Genomic DNA, 635 nt, shown 5'->3' on the forward strand with positions numbered 1-635 from the left:
GTCGCTGCCGCAGCTTCGGTGCATGGTTTAGCCCCGTTACATCTTCCGCGCAGGCCGACTCGACCAGTGAGCTATTACGCTTTCTTTAAATGATGGCTGCTTCTAAGCCAACATCCTGGCTGTCTGGGCCTTCCCACATCGTTTCCCACTTAACCATGACTTTGGGACCTTAGCTGGCGGTCTGGGTTGTTTCCCTCTTCACGACGGACGTTAGCACCCGCCGTGTGTCTCCCGTGATAACATTCTCCGGTATTCGCAGTTTGCATCGGGTTGGTAAGCCGGGATGGCCCCCTAGCCGAAACAGTGCTCTACCCCCGGAGATGAGTTCACGAGGCGCTACCTAAATAGCTTTCGGGGAGAACCAGCTATCTCCCGGTTTGATTGGCCTTTCACCCCCAGCCACAGGTCATCCGCTAATTTTTCAACATTAGTCGGTTCGGTCCTCCAGTTAGTGTTACCCAACCTTCAACCTGCCCATGGCTAGATCACCGGGTTTCGGGTCTATACCCTGCAACTTAACGCCCAGTTAAGACTCGGTTTCCCTGCGGCTCCCCTATGCGGTTAACCTTGCTACAGAATATAAGTCGCTGACCCATTATACAAAAGGTACGCAGTCACCCCATAAAGAGGCTCCC

1 rRNA gene is annotated in these 635 nt (G+C 53.9%); it reads right to left on the reverse strand.

Annotation, left to right across the window (positions count from 1 at the left end):
- Nucleotides 1-635 (reverse strand): 23S ribosomal RNA (locus tag QLG08_RS01445); the annotation flags it as partial.

Origin of the sequence: Pantoea sp. V106_11 (assembly GCF_029967885.1) — a bacterium.
GTDB classification, from domain to species: Bacteria; Pseudomonadota; Gammaproteobacteria; order Enterobacterales; family Enterobacteriaceae; genus Pantoea; species Pantoea ananatis.